The organism is Elizabethkingia occulta (assembly GCF_002023715.1).
Classification (GTDB): domain Bacteria; phylum Bacteroidota; class Bacteroidia; order Flavobacteriales; family Weeksellaceae; genus Elizabethkingia; species Elizabethkingia occulta.
In genome coordinates this window covers 352,421-367,721 of the sequence record NZ_MAHX01000018.1, presented here as the reverse complement: position 1 = coordinate 367,721, position 15,301 = coordinate 352,421, and the positions used below count along the sequence as shown (strand labels likewise).

Annotated in this window: 14 protein-coding genes, 1 tRNA gene and 3 pseudogenes; 10 read left to right on the top strand and 8 right to left on the bottom strand. The window is 36.0% G+C overall.

Going from position 1 to position 15,301, the window contains the following annotated elements:
* Nucleotides 1-109 precede the first annotated feature (109 nt).
* The 3 genes and pseudogenes from BAZ10_RS15735 to BAZ10_RS19165 form a co-directional block, all read right to left on the bottom strand.
* Entirely contained in the window at nucleotides 110-1,636 is a 1,527-nt protein-coding gene (locus BAZ10_RS15735) for a serine hydrolase domain-containing protein (RefSeq protein ID WP_078772831.1), read from the bottom strand.
* Nucleotides 1,637-1,749: 113 nt separating this feature from the next.
* Nucleotides 1,750-3,026 (bottom strand): annotated as a pseudogene (gene mobB, locus BAZ10_RS15730) (conjugal transfer protein MobB).
* A 2-nt stretch (nucleotides 3,027-3,028) separates the two neighbouring features.
* A pseudogene (locus BAZ10_RS19165) lies at nucleotides 3,029-3,262 on the bottom strand (plasmid mobilization protein); the annotation flags it as partial.
* Between BAZ10_RS19165 and BAZ10_RS15720 the strand changes: the two are divergent.
* From BAZ10_RS15720 to BAZ10_RS19290, 4 genes and pseudogenes are all read left to right on the top strand, one after another.
* Nucleotides 3,252-3,812: a hypothetical protein gene (locus BAZ10_RS15720; protein ID WP_078772830.1), complete on the top strand. Its 561-nt coding sequence runs from the start codon at nucleotides 3,252-3,254 to the stop codon at nucleotides 3,810-3,812. The pseudogene BAZ10_RS19165 and the gene BAZ10_RS15720 sit on opposite strands and share 11 nt — an antisense overlap.
* 157 nt (nucleotides 3,813-3,969) lie before the next feature.
* Nucleotides 3,970-4,179, top strand: a complete 210-nt coding sequence (locus tag BAZ10_RS15715) for a hypothetical protein (RefSeq protein ID WP_078772829.1) — start codon at nucleotides 3,970-3,972, stop codon at nucleotides 4,177-4,179.
* Nucleotides 4,180-4,233: 54 nt separating this feature from the next.
* Nucleotides 4,234-4,356, top strand: coding sequence for a recombinase family protein (locus tag BAZ10_RS19395; protein ID WP_262488189.1), 123 nt, complete (start codon nucleotides 4,234-4,236; stop codon nucleotides 4,354-4,356).
* 151 nt (nucleotides 4,357-4,507) lie between these two features.
* A pseudogene (locus BAZ10_RS19290) lies at nucleotides 4,508-4,966 on the top strand (recombinase family protein); the annotation flags it as partial.
* 799 nt (nucleotides 4,967-5,765) lie between these two features.
* On the opposite strand, the gene BAZ10_RS15705 reads toward BAZ10_RS19290, so the two are convergent.
* Together BAZ10_RS15705 and BAZ10_RS15700 are read right to left on the bottom strand one after the other, a co-directional pair.
* A tRNA-Leu gene (locus BAZ10_RS15705) sits at nucleotides 5,766-5,847 on the bottom strand.
* A gap of 64 nt (nucleotides 5,848-5,911) precedes the next feature.
* A complete protein-coding gene (locus tag BAZ10_RS15700; RefSeq protein WP_078772828.1) occupies nucleotides 5,912-6,679 on the bottom strand; it encodes an MBL fold metallo-hydrolase in 768 nt (255 codons plus the stop codon).
* A 46-nt stretch (nucleotides 6,680-6,725) separates the two neighbouring features.
* Between BAZ10_RS15700 and BAZ10_RS15695 the strand changes: the two genes are divergently transcribed.
* From BAZ10_RS15695 to BAZ10_RS15685, 3 genes are read left to right on the top strand one after another with little or no spacing between them, the layout of a single operon-like run.
* Nucleotides 6,726-8,153, top strand: coding sequence for a nicotinate-nucleotide adenylyltransferase (locus tag BAZ10_RS15695; protein ID WP_078772827.1), 1,428 nt, complete (start codon nucleotides 6,726-6,728; stop codon nucleotides 8,151-8,153).
* Nucleotides 8,153-8,599 carry a GAF domain-containing protein gene (locus BAZ10_RS15690; protein WP_078772826.1) on the top strand — a complete coding sequence of 149 codons (447 nt, stop codon included), beginning with the start codon at nucleotides 8,153-8,155 and terminating at the stop codon, nucleotides 8,597-8,599. Before BAZ10_RS15695 ends, BAZ10_RS15690 begins: the two co-directional genes overlap by 1 nt.
* A gap of 7 nt (nucleotides 8,600-8,606) precedes the next feature.
* Nucleotides 8,607-8,897, top strand: coding sequence for a DUF1272 domain-containing protein (locus BAZ10_RS15685; RefSeq protein WP_078772825.1), 291 nt, complete (start codon nucleotides 8,607-8,609; stop codon nucleotides 8,895-8,897).
* Nucleotides 8,898-9,032: 135 nt separating this feature from the next.
* Here BAZ10_RS15685 and BAZ10_RS15680 read toward each other — a convergent pair whose 3' ends face one another.
* The 3 genes from BAZ10_RS15680 to BAZ10_RS15670 form a co-directional block, all read right to left on the bottom strand.
* Nucleotides 9,033-9,749, bottom strand: coding sequence for an ABC transporter substrate-binding protein (locus BAZ10_RS15680; RefSeq protein ID WP_078772824.1), 717 nt, complete (start codon nucleotides 9,747-9,749; stop codon nucleotides 9,033-9,035).
* Nucleotides 9,750-9,769: 20 nt separating this feature from the next.
* Entirely contained in the window at nucleotides 9,770-11,080 is a 1,311-nt protein-coding gene (gene mgtE, locus BAZ10_RS15675; RefSeq protein WP_059154933.1) for a magnesium transporter, read from the bottom strand.
* 79 nt (nucleotides 11,081-11,159) lie between these two features.
* Nucleotides 11,160-11,741 (bottom strand): hypothetical protein, encoded by a 582-nt coding sequence (locus BAZ10_RS15670; RefSeq protein WP_034869822.1) that lies wholly within the window; start codon nucleotides 11,739-11,741, stop codon nucleotides 11,160-11,162.
* A gap of 171 nt (nucleotides 11,742-11,912) precedes the next feature.
* Here BAZ10_RS15670 and rpsO point away from each other — a divergent pair, with 171 nt between their 5' ends.
* The 3 genes from rpsO to BAZ10_RS15655 all read left to right on the top strand — a co-directional run bounded on the left by rpsO (nucleotide 11,913) and on the right by BAZ10_RS15655 (nucleotide 15,222).
* Nucleotides 11,913-12,182, top strand: coding sequence for a 30S ribosomal protein S15 (gene rpsO / locus BAZ10_RS15665; RefSeq protein WP_034869866.1), 270 nt, complete (start codon nucleotides 11,913-11,915; stop codon nucleotides 12,180-12,182).
* A gap of 69 nt (nucleotides 12,183-12,251) precedes the next feature.
* On the top strand, nucleotides 12,252-12,800 hold the full coding sequence (locus BAZ10_RS15660; RefSeq protein ID WP_078772823.1) for a DUF1003 domain-containing protein: 549 nt from the start codon (nucleotides 12,252-12,254) through the stop codon (nucleotides 12,798-12,800).
* 232 nt (nucleotides 12,801-13,032) lie between these two features.
* On the top strand, nucleotides 13,033-15,222 hold the full coding sequence (locus tag BAZ10_RS15655) for a polyribonucleotide nucleotidyltransferase (RefSeq protein ID WP_078772822.1): 2,190 nt from the start codon (nucleotides 13,033-13,035) through the stop codon (nucleotides 15,220-15,222).
* Nucleotides 15,223-15,301: the final 79 nt, after the last annotated feature.

The following is a 15,301-nucleotide window of genomic DNA, read 5'->3' as shown; positions in this document are numbered from 1 at the left end:
AATAGTTTTAGTTAATTTTATTATCTGTTTATGCTTAGGGCTCTAGCACTGCTATAAATATTTAGAAAGGGCAAGATGATTAATAAATAGAAATTAAAATCTTTTGTATTTACGGAGTATTAATATGTTTTTCCAGAATCTTGATCTGCTGTTTAGCATTGGTATTTTCAGGTGCGTATTTTAATGATAAGCGATAATTTTTAAGAGCCATTGATTTATTACCTAAGTTGGAATAGTCTTCACCAAGACTGTCATAAGTATTACCTGAATTTGGGTAAAGCTTTGTATTTAAGCTAAAGATTTCAATTGCTTCTTTTTTTCGTCCGATATGTAATAGGGTATATCCCCAGTCATTCATAGCAGGTTCTGATATTTTAAATGCTTTATCCTTTAGCTGAAGTTCCTGATACGTTTCCAGGGTCTTTGTATAGTTATTTTTTAAGAGGTCAGAATGCAGAAGCTTCTGCTCAGGAGATAAACCTGCTCCCAAATAGGGATTTAAATCCGGAATGTAAAATCCTGCTAACTGTTCAATAATTCTTTCCGGATTAGCTCCTCTTAAATTGGTTAAAATAATAATCCCAATTTTATCTTCCGGATAATAATACATTGCGGAACGCATTCCCCCCGTACCATAAACCAAAGGGTGCTGTTTATTTTGTTTTACCGACCATCCCAGTCCTCTTGGAGCTGTCGTACCATCATTATGTAAAGCTGGTGTCCACATTGTTTCCAAAGATTTAGGGGTGATAAGCTTTCCATTTGTGAGATCAATCAGCCATTTGGCTAAATCTCCGGCAGTACTGTTAATACCTGAAGCTGGTCGGGTAAGGATTGCAAATTCTTCAAAAACTCTGGTTGGCAAGTCAGTGGGCTTCCAAAGATCATTTCTGTTAAATTTATAAGAGTAAGTTTCTGTCATATTTTTTATGACATCAAAAGAATCTCCGAAATTGGTTTGCAGCATTTGGGCTGGTATAAATTCGTGTTCTGTTACATATGTGGTAAAAGGCTTTTTTGAAAGTTTTTCAATAATCTGACCAAGTAGTACATAATTGGTTTGATTGTATTGCGACCTTTCTCCCGGAGTAAAGCGCATCGGAAGACTTTTTACTTTTGCCAGAGCAATACTGTCTTCTCCCTGCGCAATCATTTTGCCGGTATCTCCGTCAACAATGTCGGGAAGACCGGAGGTATGGGTAAGCAATTGTTTGATCGTAATTTTGCGCCACACCTGGGGAAGGTTTGTCAGATAATCTGCAACAGTATCATCAAGCTTGACCTGCCTGTTTTCTACGAGCTTCATAAAAGCAACACCCGTAAAACATTTTGTCATTGAATTAATGGGGAAAATAGTATTGGGAGTCATAGGAATATTAAATGGAATATTGGCTGTTCCGTATGCGGAGTTTTTTATAATTCTTCCATCTTTAATAATGGCAATCTGCATTCCCGGAATTTTATAATATTTCATACGGGCTTTCAGGAAGTTATCGACCTTTTGAGATAAGTTTTGTGCGGGGAGTGGTGTATTGCAAATCAATAAATAACAAATAACACTTATTTTATAAAGCAGTGATTTGATGACCGGGCGGTCTAATAGATCAAAATTTACAGCTGTTTTTTTTAAGTACATCACACTATAATTTTATCTGTTAAGGTACTAATTAAATTAATTCATCTGTCTATTAATTAAGTGTTTATGATTTTGAAAAGCAGAGGCTATTATAAAAGAAGCTGTTTGCCGTATTATCTGTTTTTCCTGCGCTTATATTTTTTCTTCTTCATTCTGTTGGCAAAATCAATCTCCTCATAATCTTCGATGTGAGTTTCCGGAATTAAATTTCCCAATGAACCTATTAAACTTTCTTCGTGCGGGTGTGTGCTTAAGAAGTCAAATAATTGATGTGGTTTTTCCGGCTGTATATGCGTATCAATTAACTTAAATAACTTAGGTTGTTCAACGAAAGGTTTATTAAGCTTTGGCAAAGTTTTATTATTCCAGTAGTCATTAAAAGTATTCGCAGAAAATTCTTTTCCAAGTCGTGAGCCATTCCACACCGTTTTAGAATGGTGATCTATAAAAGTTATTCCATAGGGATGTCCTGCATCATTTCTTCGTATCATTAGATCAATTCCTTTTTCAGTAAGCTGTTTTCTAAATTCAACTTCTGTATGTACAGATTTTAGTATCTCTCTTATCAGAGATTGTAAAGCTTTTTTATCAGGATGATTGGTAAGAATATCTTTAGATTTTAAGAAATGTTCTTCCAGTGCAGAAAGTCCTCCATTTTTTCCAAATAATGATGCTTTAAACGGTGGCCCTGCCTTATTACCCAGTTCATTTAAAGCAAAGTATAATAATCCCTCTTCCAACTTTCCGTTAGTATTCTTTCAGTTGTTATGTTAAAGAGAGAAAGTAATGCGTTGTATTCACCCAGACTCTGAAATTTGTAATATTTCGAAATATGCCTGATGACTCCTGCCATTTGGCTTTTCATTTGCCCCATATCGTATTTAACGGGAGAGAATACTTTATGAGTAAGGTTTTGCTTTTTATCTATAGCTGTGGTCAGATTATACTTTTGTTCAATTTCGCGGCATATATTCATGGAACGTCTTTTTTCAAATCTATCTGAAATTTTATGCCCCTCTTCATCCACGCCAACCGATACAATATGGATATGAGAACGTTCAATATCTGAATGTTTAAATACAACAAAGGGCTGATTTCCATAACCCATTTCCTGCATATAGTCCTTGGCTATGTTTTTAAACATCTCCTCACTTACATGATCTTTAGGATCCGGGTTAAGGGAGATATGAACCGCGAGTTTTTCTGTATTGCGATTGGCCATTATATAGGGCTGAAAAGATCTGGCCAGTTGGCTCACAGAATAATGACCATCATGAGTTTCAATCATCTTATGAGTTAAGATGATCTTGGCGTTTTTTTCTTCTACTTTAAGTTGATTGTAAGCTAAAGCGCCATATAAGTTTGTGCTTCTGCCAATTTTTGCAATCATTTTTAGGGTTGTTTTATGATATGCTTTTTCTCAAATTCATCAATTAGCTGAATAATCTTTTGACATAAAGCGACCATCTCAATCGTTTGTTTTTCCAATTTAAAAAGAAATGCTCCTGCTTTTTTCTCTGAAAAATGTCTGTAGAGAAGCTTAACTATTTGATTATAATTGACTCCTACCGCGCGAAACTGACTGTGAAATGTTGTCAGGCACATATAAAAATCAATGGTTCCTTTTAATAGTCAACAAATATTTTTTGAACATTGTAGTGTTTATGAGATTAAAGTGCTAAAGCCTACTAGAGTAAAACCTTATAGAAATGCTAATTCATTAGGCGTAACACAGGTTAGAGGCTTAGTTGATGATGGTTTTCCTATTATTTCTCTTATTCATGTTTGTATGACCGAACCTTTGACCGAAGCCGAGAAAGCAATTATAAAATATTTGCCATTTCTAGACAGAGAGAGTGAAGACGGAGAAGCTAAAAATTTCATAGATGAAGCAATAGATGTTAAAGTGGATCATTTTTCAATGTGGTCTTCAGAGAATCAATTAAAACGATTACGGGCGCAGGGATTAGAAACTTTTATAGGAATCAATTCCTTTGGTTTAGACTTTTGGGATGATGGTAATGTTTCAATTTGTACATATGATGTTTCTTATACTAATTTATCAACAGCGAAGAAAAGCCCTAATATGAAGAGATCAACTGTACAAAAGTTGAAATTACATTTTACTAAATTTCGAAATAAGTATAAGACTATTAAAATTAATCATCCCTCTTAATAAAATAAATTGTTATATACTGTATATATTAAATAACTATTGGTAATGATTGCCGGAGAGTGAATTCTGGCCAAATACTTCCTTCTAATTTCTTAATTAAATTTTAACTGGTGTTAATCCTAACTTGATTATAACTCTACAAAAGGAGTTTAAACAGATGATGAAAAAAAGTTATAGAAGTTTTGAGAGATTAAACCAAACAGTTTTGGGAGAATCCCGTGTATTTATCAGAGAAAACGATTTGGAAGAAATAAGGAAGTTAATTTCTGATTCAGAAAATGATATTACTGAGGATGAAATAAGAGGTATTATTACTATTCTTAATACTATTATTCGTTTGGCAATGAAGGAATTTTTAATCCGTTGAGTCAGCAATACTTAAAGATGTATATTTAAAAATTAATCAGTAAACCAATAAATTATGATTGTTGATCTATATATAAGAGTTTCAACTGATGATCAGGCAGATAAAGGTTATTCCCAGAGAGATCAGAATGAAAGACTAAGAAAGTATTGTGAATTAAACAACTTTACCGTTGGCTAGGTTATTTATGAAGATCATTCTGCTAAGAATTTCGAAAGGCCTGAATGGATCAAGTATTTAAATTATCTAAAAAAGAGAAGTACTAACAACAAATATTGTATTATTTACAAAATGGGACCGCTTCAGTAGAAATGCAGGGGATGCTTATCAAATGATTGGATTATTAGCTAAGCTTGGAGTAGAACCTCAGGCTATTGAACAGCCTCTTGATTTATCGGTGCCTGAAAATAAAATGATGCTTGCCATTTATTTAGCAACACCAGAGATAGAAAATGACCGGAGAGCTTTAAATACTTACAATGGAATGAGGCGGGCAAAGAAAGAAGGTCGATTGATGGGAAAAGCGCCATATGGCTATCTTAACAAAAGTAGAGAAGATGGAAGTAAGTATATAGCTTTAAAAGAACCTGAGGCGTCTAATATGACATGGGCCTTTAATGAAATAGCTAAAGGTGTAATGGCTATAAGTCAGATTCGGGAAAAAATGAATGAAAGAGGAGGAAAAAGACTTGAGAAAACAGCATTTTATATGGCTCTTAGAAATCCCATGTACTGTGGCAGGATTTTCATTGAAAAGAATAAAGAAGAAGAAGCTTATTTCGTACAGGGGCAACATGAAGCCTTAATAACCACAACAGTATTTGATCAGGTTCAGTTTATACTGGATGGAAAAAAGGAAAAGAAGATTACTAATACAAAATTTATTTCTGATGAAAATCTGCCTTTGAGAGGTTTTTTGATTTGTCCAAATTGCGGTGGAAATATAACAGGTAGTGCTTCAAAAGGAAGGCGTGAAAGATATTACTATTATCATTGCCAGCCACCCTGCAGATTTAGGCATAGGGCTGATGCAGCTAATCTAATATTTTTAAACGGATTAAAAGATCTGGAGATTAAAGAATCATTAAGAGAATATGTCAAAAAGAAGTTCTTAGAGAATTATAAGGCTTCTTTAGTAAATCCAGTATCAGAAAAGAAAAGGATAAGTAAAGAGATCGACACATTAAATAATAAGATTTCTATTGCCAGAGATAAATTATTTTCGGAGATTATTGATGATGATGAATACCTTGAGATTAAAAAAGATTGTAGAGAACAAATTGAAAAACTTGAAGATAAATTAAGTAAAGATTATGAGCAAACAGATTTAAAAAATATAAGTAAAGATAAACTTCTTGAAAAAGCATTTCATGGACTGATAAATATCGGTTTTCTCTATGATAGCGGGGATATTGAAACTAAACGTGAAATTATTGGTTCGATATTTCCTGAAAAATTAGTGTTCGACGGAAAGAATTATCGAACCACTAAAATGGATATCTTAGCTCGTCATATCTTTCAGATTAAGAGTGATTTAGATAAAAATAAAAAAAGGAAAAGCGAACAAATAAGTTGCTTTTCCTGTTTTGTACCCAGTGCCGGAATCGAACCGGCACGCCTTGCGGCACTAGAGTTTGAGTCTAGCGCGTCTACCAATTCCGCCAACTGGGCCACTCGAAATTGTGAGTGCAAATATAGACATATTTTTGTTTCTGAAAAGAGTTTTTTTCAAAAATTAAAAAACAATTTCTTGCCCGTCAAAAGCCAGCTGGATGTGAGAAGGCAGCTCTTGATTCATTTCATCGTGAAAACCAATATGATGGCTCAAATGAGTGAGGTAAGTTTGCTTCGGCTGAAGTTCCTCTACAAGTTCCAAAATCTGAGGTAAAATAAAATGTGCAGGATGTGGATTATCCTTTCGGAGACAGTTGATGATAAAATAATCGAGATTTTTTAGCTTGTCTTTCTCCACATTGGATATCGCACTGGCATCTGTAATATATGCTATATTTTTGAATTTATAGCCGAAAATATCAATTTTATAATGTGAAACTTCTATAGGAACGATTTCAGTATCTAAAAGTGTAAAAGGCCTATTGTCCACAAAATGCATCTCAAAAGAAGGAGCTCCCGGGTATTTTTCATCAGAGAAAGCATACGGAAATCGTTTTTTTACTTCGTCTCCTGTGCGTTGCCTGCAGTAAATAGGCATATCCTTTTTACTCCGAAAGATAATAGGGCGCATGTCGTCCAGACCAATTACGTGATCATTATGCTCATGGGTGAGAAGTATAGCGTCCACATTATGCTCCTGCTGAGTAAGCATCTGCTGCCTGAAATCCGGGCCGCAATCTATTAATATTTTTCTGTTATCATCTGTTGTTACCAAGACTGAAGACCGTAATCTTTTGTCTTTAGGATTCTCCGACAGGCAAACAGGATCGGTACATCCAATAGTCGGAACTCCCTGAGAAGTTCCTGTTCCTAAAAATTTAAGACGCATTTTTTGAAGATGGTATTTATTTTGATAAATTTACAAAAAAATAAAAATGTCCCTAATAAAGCAAATTCTTACCCCAAAGCAAAAAGCTTTAAACATAAACTTAGATCCGTCGGTGTACGGAACTTTCGCGGAAATTGGTGCTGGGCAGGAAACTGTTCGGCACTTTTTTAGGGCAGGTGGTGCGTCTAATACGATTGCAAAGGCCATGTCTGCTTACGATAAAGATTTCAGTGACGCGATTTACGGAAAAGAAACAAAAAACAGGTATGTTACCCAGAACCGTCTTAGAAAAATGCTTCGTTATGAAGTTTCTTTGATTGAAGAACGTCTGGACAGAGAAAAAAATCCGGGAAGAAAATTCTTCTCCTATGCCAATACGGTAACAACCATCAACTACGATAAAACCCAAAAAGGACATGGTTGGGTAGGTATACGTTTTCAGTTACACGATAGTGAAGCTTATAATGAGATCGTTATTCATGTAAAATTCAGAGAAAACGATGCCACATTACAGCAGGAGACATTAGGTAATCTTGGTGTAAACCTTATCTATGGAGCTTTTAGATATTCTGATAACCCGAGAAGATTAATAGAATCTTTATATGACGATATCTCGATAGACAAATTAGAATTAGATATGATAGACTTCAGCGGTCCTGCGTTTGAATACGTAGATAACCGCCTAATGTCCCTTCAGTTAGTAAAAATGGGAATGACAGATGCTGTGATTTTCAATTCCGAAGGCAACAATATGCTTCCGGCAGATATCCTGTACAAGCAGAATATTTTTGCGGTAAGAGGAAGTTTCCGTCCGGTAACACTGGTGAATGTAGATATGTTTGAGAATGGACTGAAAATGTTCCTTAAAGATAATAATACAACTATTGAAGATACAGAGGTTTTATTCGAAATTACTATTGCCAACTTACGTGCAGCGGGAGATATCGACGAACGGGACTTTCTGGACAGAGTAGACGTACTGGCAAAACTGGGCTACAATGTAATGATTTCCAACTTCTCCGAATACTACAGAATGGTAGATTACTTCAGTAACTATTCCAACGGAAAAATTGGTGTTGCAATGGGAGTAAACAATCTGCTGGATGTTTTCGATGAAGAGTTCTACGAACTACTTCCGGGAGGAATCTTGGAAGCCTTTGGTAAATTCTTCAAAAAAGGAATGCGTGTATACCTTTACCCATACAAGGATACAACAACAGGAGATTTACTAAACTCTGAAAACCTTAAAGTACACCCGAATCTTAAAGAATTATATAAATATTTCAAATTAAACAAGCGTATTGTAGATATCAATAGCTTCAAACCAGAATATCTGGAAATTTATTCAAGAGAAATCCTGAAGAAAATTGCCCATTGTGAACATGGTTGGGAAGAGCAATTACCAGATGGTGTTGTAGAAATCATCAAAGAACGCGGAATGTTTGGTTACAAAGAATTAGCTTTCGAAGAATAATGAAAAACTTGAAACAAAGACTTTCCTATTTGCTTGCAGCAGATGAAAGTGTAGAAAACAGACTGAAAAAAGTATGTGTATTACTGGATCAGGAAGTAGCTTACTATAACTGGACCGGATTTTATTTCCGAAACGGAGACAAAGAAGAACTTGTATTAGGTCCTTATGTTGGAGCTGAAACAGATCACACTGTAATTCCTTTTGGTAAAGGTATATGTGGACAGGTAGCTGTTTCCGGAGAAACTTTTGTCGTTCCGGATGTATACAGTCAGGATAACTATCTGTCTTGCTCTATTGATACCAAATCCGAAATTGTAGTACCAATTTTTAAGGATGGTAAAAACATAGGACAAATCGATATCGATAGTCATACTGTTGATCCGTTTACAGATGAAGATACTGAGCTTTTGGAATGGCTTTGTGGAGAAGTAGCTAAAGTCTTGTAGAATAGTAATGTTGGAGCTCCGTACAATTTGTGAGAATTGTGGCAAAAAACTTCCGCCAGATTCTGAGGAGGCCATGATTTGCACTTTCGAATGTACCTTTTGTAAAGACTGTGTTGAACAAGTTCTGGAAAATGTATGTCCTAATTGTGGTGGCGGATTTGAGAGAAGACCTGTACGCCCACGGAGTTTTTTAGAAAAATATCCGGTCAGTGAAAAAGTTATTTTTAAACCCGCTGATCCGGAGAAATTTAAAGTTATTTTAGAAAAATACAGAGATATAAAACCTTCAGAAAGATAACAGGAATATCAATGTTAGTTCTATTTCTGTATTCTGTAGGTTACAATATTCTTATTAAATATAATCCCCATAGCTTTTAGCAGGTATGGGGATATTTTATTCTGAATCTTATAAGGTTTTACCTTTAATGAGCTTCTATATTGTAGTGACAAGTTCTTTATAGTAAGCTTCGCATTTCGCAATATGAGTTCCGTACCAGGAAAAAGCTTCTCCGTCCACAATCATAATCTTTTTATTCGGATATATGGCTCTGAATTCTTCCAAATGTTTTTCCTGAAAAGGGTAGGGCTCCGAAGACAGCATAATGATTTCAGCTTTATCCAGATCCTGCATTTCTATAACAGGATAACGCTTCTGGTCGGAGAAAATATTATCAAAACCCAGCTGCTGAAGCAAATGATGAATGAAAGTATCACTTCCAATCGTCATATAAGGCTTTTTCCAGATTAAATAAGCGACTTTTATCCTTTTGTCGAGTTTGTACTGGTTGAAAATATCGTAGATCTTCAGATTGAATGCCTGAGCCTTTTCTTTCTGATTAAACATGTTTCCAAGGTTTTTCAGAAAATAATAATTGTCCTCTATGGTCTCAATATTGGTAACCCATACTTTAAAATCAGGCATAAGAGCTTCAACCTGCTCTTTCGTATTCTCTTCTTTGTTGGCGAGAATAAGATCGGGTTTTAAAGCCCTGATTTTTTCGAGATGAATATTCTTGGTTCCGCCGATAGCTTCTATATCTTTTACCTGATCATGAGGATGGATACAAAACTTTGTCCGTCCTACAATATTCGGAATCCCAAAGTCTAAAAGACTTTCGGTAAGAGAAGGTACCAGAGAAATAATGCGCATGATTGGGTTTTATCCCAAATTTACAAAAGTTTTCCGGTTAGTAAGAGTCCGGCAACAGTGAAGTAAATAATCAGCCCGGTAACGTCTACAAGTGTTGCTACAAAGGGAGCAGAAGAAGTTGCAGGGTCCAGCTTTAATCTCTTTAGTACAAACGGAATCATCGATCCGGAAAGAGTTCCCCATAGTACAATAAGAACTAAGGATAAAGAAACACTAAGTGCTACATAGAGCCAGTGTACTCCATAATCGAATAATCCTAAATGTTGCCATGTGTAAATTCTGATAAATCCTATTATACCCAAAATTGTACCCAGGCACAATCCGGAAATAATTTCTTTACGCATTACATACCACCAGTCTTTCAGGGTAATTTCCTGAAGAGCCATAGCTCTGATGATAAGTGTTGCAGCCTGAGAACCGGAATTACCACCACTGGAGATAATAAGTGGTACAAATAAAGCTAATACAACGGCTTTCTGAATTTCATGGTCAAAATAACCCATAGCAGAAGCTGTAAGCATTTCCGAAATAAAAAGAATAATAAGCCAGGTAGCTCTTTTCTTAATCATTTCTGTCCAGCTGGTTTGAGTATAGGGAAGATCTAAGGCTTCCAATCCCCCGAATTTCTGAATGTCTTCGGTGGTCTGTTGTTCTATTTCGTCGATGATGTCATCTATGGTTACAATGCCTACAAGGACACCTGCTTCGGTAATAATAGGTAAAGCAGCGCGGTCATACTTTTCAAAATAATGAATAGCATCTTCCTTGGTGGTTGTAGTTGTAATAGCAACAAAATGATTATCGATAAGTTCAGAAACTTTCTGATCTTCATCAGCAAGAAGCAACGTGCCAATAATCATATCATCGATTAGTCTGTTGTGGTCGTCCACAACATATACGAAGTTCATGGTCTCGGCTTTCTGACCCACCTTCTTTATATGTTGAAAGCAGTGCTTTACCGTCCATTCCTTTTTTACCTGAATGTAATAAGGTGTCATCAGACGGGCAATTGAATTCGATTTATAGCCTAAAAGTTTTAATGCTACCGAACGCTCAGAAGGATTAAGAAGATTGATAGAGTATTTAATGAGTTCGTCGGGAAAGTCCTCTAATAGCTGAGTTCTGTCATCCGGCGTCATGGCATTAAGAATGTCGGCAACATCATTGCTGCCGATACTGCGTATGGTCTCTTCCTGAAAACTGGGGTCCAGATGCGCAAAAACGTCAGCTTTATATTCTTTCGGAACTTTTAAGAACTCCAACAATCTTTCATCTGCATGAAGTTCGCTTAGTTTTTCAGCTACATCAGCTGGATTTAGAATTGTTTCCATCACAGCAAAATTTTTCGCTGCAAAAGTAACGTGAATTTGTCAAAAAATTACTATAATGGAATATTATTTTTCTGTAACCTTAGGAAATGTACACTCCAAGCATCTTTCTCTTGCGAAATTCTTTGAACATTTTCTGGATAGCTCCGGTAGTTCCGATTTTCACAGAGTTTTCAGCAGAACCAACAAGGCGTCCGTTTCCGCTATAAGTGTCGTAGGCAACTTCCATTACAAAGTCTCCCATCTTATTATAAGCTTTCATACTTACAACAACCTGATTGGAAAGTACATACTTTCCTAAACCAACTTTGAAATATTTTACCTTAGGAACCACAATAAGATCGGCCATATTGTTATTGCAGAGTGTTTTTAAAGTGGGCACATCTATAGTGTCATAAGGCATCGGAGTATCGATCCTGTTTACCTTTATATTACCCATGCTGTACATTTTATCTGTTACAGCACTGAAAAATGCCTGATAAGTAGGCTCTTCTATACCTTCAAATTCCGGATAGATCTCAGGATTCAGGTAGACTACTTTACCAATCTTACCCAACTTGATATCATTGTTTACATAACGCAGGCTATCACCAAAGTTAGCACAGCTAACCAGCAGTCCTGTTGTAATAATCGCTAATGTCCCAAAAAGTAGTACTTTTTTCATCTCTTTTACAGAGTACAAAAATACAGCCAATTACTGAGTTTTTGATAAAAAAGTGTAAAGTTTTTTGAATTATTTGAATTTTAATTTTAAAACAGAATCAGTATTGTGAATGAAGAAATTAGTCGTATATTTGCACCCGAATTACATAATAATCATTTAAATAATATTGGAATGTATTTAACTAAAGAAAAGAAGGCTGAGATCTTCGCAAAACACGGACAATCCGCAACAGACACTGGTAGCTCTGAAGGACAAATCGCTTTGTTCACTTTCAGAATCAACCACCTTTCTCAACACCTTAAAAAGAACCATAAAGATTTCGCTACTGAGAAGTCATTGGTGAAATTAGTAGGTAAAAGAAAAAGATTGTTAGATTATCTTAAAAATACTGAAATTGAGCGTTACAGAGCTATCATCGCTGAATTAGGTATCAGAAAATAAGATACAAGAAATTCTGTTAAAGCAACTCGAAAGGGTTGCTTTTTTAATTTTGTAACAAAAAACACATTTATGAATCTAACCAAAAACAATATAGAAAAACTTAGTGCTTTAGAGAAAATAGCCAACGGTGCAATGTGGTGGATAGGTTCTATACCCTCTCTTATTGTACATACTATTTTCTTTATAGTAAGTTTTGCATTACCAATTCTGGGTATTGTAGATTTTGATAAAATGCTTCTGGTGCTCACTACTGTTGTTTCCCTGGAAGCTATCTATCTTGCTATCTTCATTCAGATGTCTGTTAACAGAAGTTCAGAAAATATTGAAGATTTAAAAGAAGATGTTGAAATTATTCAGGAAGACATCGACGAGATTCAGGAAGATATTGAAGAAATCCAGGAAGATATCGATGAAATCCAGGAGGATGTTGAAGAAATCCAGGAGGATGTAGAGGAGATTAGTGAAGATGACGACGACGAGGATCATAATGGAAGAGCAAGGGCAGTAATGCTGAAAAGTAAGGTCTCCAGTAACAAATCCGATATCAAAATTCTGAAAGATAAAATAGCCGAATTAGAAAGTCTTATTGAAAACCTGAAAAAAGAACAGAGGGAATAGTGTATATTTGGTACTCTCAGGATCCGGTAATATTTGTTTAATGAATTGTCTGAGACAGCTAGAAAAGTAGTCTGATAGGGAAAAAAAATGCTCAATAGTACTTATGTTAAGTTGTTGTTATATTGCGCCAGCTTTTTCAGCTAAAACAAAACAAATTCATTACCTTTGCGAACGAAAATTTAAAGAGTTTAAATAATAACATACTCAATACGGAGTATAAAGATGTTTTTTTATGAGTATACCTCAGGCAATTACAGAAAAAATTGTACTAAGAGATGGTCGCGAGATTACCATCGAAACCGGAAAACTTGCAAAGCAGGCAGACGGTTCAGTTGTCGTTAGAATGGGCGACACTATGCTAATGGCTACAGTAGTAGCAAACAAAGAAGCTAATCCGGGAGTGGATTTTCTTCCTCTTACAGTAGATTACAGAGAGAAATTTTATGCTGGTGGAAAGATTCCGGGGAACTTCTTCAGAAGAGAAGCAAGACCTTCGGATCAGGAAATCCTAACAATGCGTTTAGTAGACAGAGTTTTACGTCCGCTTTTCCCTGAAGATTTCCATGCTGAAGTTCAGGTAATGATTTCCCTTATTTCTTATGATGGGCAATCTATTCCGGATGACTTAGCAGGTCTTGCAGCATCTGCAGCTATTGCTATTACAGATATTCCTTTCAACGGACCAATGTCTGAAGTTAGAGTAGTAAGAATCGACGGGAAACTTTCAGTTAACCCAAGCTACGAGCAGCTTTCTACAGCTGATATAGACATCATGGTAGGAGCTACAAAAGACTCTATCGTAATGGTAGAAGGAGAGATGAAGGAAATTTCTGAACAGGAAATGCTAGAAGCAATTAAATTTGCACACGAAGAGATCAAAATTCAGATCGAAGCTCAGGAAAGATTAGCAGCTAAAGTTGGAAAAGCTTTCCCTAAAAGAGAATACAGCCACGAAGATCACGATGAAGAAATTCGTGAGAAAGTTTGGAAAGAGTGCTACGACAAAGTATATGAAGTAGCTAAATCTCCATCGAACAAAGAAGAAAGAGGCGAAAAATTCAAAGCAGTTTTAGAAGAATTTTTAGCTCAATATACAGACGAAGAAGAATTAGCACGTGTAACACCTTTTGTTAAAGTATACTACCACGATGTAGAAAAAGAGGCAATGCGTCAGATGATTCTTAATGAAAACATCCGTTTGGATGGTCGTGATCCTAAAACTATCCGTCCGATCTGGTCTGAGGTAGATTACCTTCCGGGAGCTCACGGTTCAGCAGTATTTACAAGAGGAGAAACTCAGTCTCTAACAGCAGTAACTTTAGGTTCTTCTAAAGATGCTAATATGGTTGACAGCGTAATTACGCAACACGACGAAAAATTCTTTTTACATTATAACTTCCCGCCATTCTCTACAGGTGAAGCAAGACCTTTAAGAGGTACTTCCAGAAGAGAAGTTGGTCACGGTAACCTTGCTCAGAGAGCTTTGGCTAACGTTATCCCGGCAGAAGTTCCTTATACAATCCGTATCGTTTCCGATATTTTAGAATCTAACGGTTCTTCTTCTATGGCAACTGTTTGTGCTGGTACACTAGCATTAATGGATGCAGGTATCCAGATTTCACAACCAGTTTCAGGTATTGCAATGGGATTGATTACGGATCCTAAGTCTGGTAAGTGGACAGTTCTTTCTGATATCTTAGGAGATGAAGATCACTTAGGTGATATGGACTTTAAAGTAACAGGTTCAGAAAACGGAATCACTGCTTGTCAGATGGATATCAAAATCCAGGGGCTATCTATGGATATCATGGAAAACGCTTTAATGCAGGCTAAAGAAGGACGTCTTCATATTCTTGGTAAAATTCTTGAAACAATTGATGCACCTAGAGCAGATGTTAAACCACATGCTCCGAAAATGGAAATGCTGGAAGTTTCTAAAGACTTCATCGGTGCTATTATCGGGCCTGGAGGTAAAAATATCCAGCAGTTACAAAAAGATACAGATACTGTTATCTCTATTGAAGAAATCGGAGAGATCGGTAGAGTTGAAATCGCAGGTACTAACCGTGAGAAGATCAACGAAGCGATTGCAAGGATTAACGATATTACCTTCGTTCCTGTTGTAGGAGAAGTTTACAAAGGTAAAGTTGTTAAGGTAATGGATTTCGGAGCTTTCGTTCAGCTTAAAAAAGGTACTGAAGGTCTTCTTCATATCTCTGAGATCGAATGGAAGAGATTGGATACAGTTCCGTACAAAGAAGGTGATGAAGTAGAAGTGAAATTCATGGGTTACGATGATCGTAAGAAAATGAAGCTTTCAAGAAAAGTACTTCTTCCAAGACCTCCAAAGCCGGAAGGAAAACCAAAAAATGAAGCGACAGAAGCTAAAACTGAAGGTGACAAACCTGCAGAGCAAGCATAAAAATAGAAATTACATTATAAATGTAGAAAAGGCTGAAATTTATTTCAGCCTTTTTTTGTGATCAATTAAACCACATAGA